1 pseudogene is annotated in these 383 nt (G+C 75.2%); it reads right to left on the bottom strand.

From position 1 onward, the window contains the following. Positions 1 to 383, bottom strand: a pseudogene (locus tag AC1DGP_RS35375) (hypothetical protein); the annotation flags it as partial.

The raw sequence follows: 383 nt of genomic DNA, 5'->3' as shown, positions 1-383 counted from the left end.
CCGGCAAGCAGCGGGGCGCGGTTGCTGCGCGGGCTCCCGGGGCCACCGGGACCGCCGGGATTCTCGCCACCGGGTCCGCCAGGGTTCTCGCCGCCCGGGCCGGAATGGCCGCCCGGGCCGGGGTGGTGGCCACCCGAGCCGCCGCCGGCCGAGGCGATCCCCTCGAAGTCATGGCCACCGCCAGAGCCGGCACTGCCGGAGAGGCCGCCGCCATGGCTGAGCGTCAGGTTGTCATTGCTCGCCGGATCGCCGAAGACATCCTCGAGCTTGGCCGGCGAGAAGCGGCGCAGCGGCAGCTGCTCATAGTCGATCGGCGGGGAATCGATGCCGAGGAAGGCGGCAAGCCCGGCCGTGCCGACAGCCTGGCCGCCGGAGCCGAGCGC

The sequence above is a fragment of the Allobosea sp. 05T433 genome (assembly GCF_056396065.1).
Note: the sequence above shows the minus strand (reverse complement) of the source record. Positions and strands in the feature narration are given on the sequence as shown.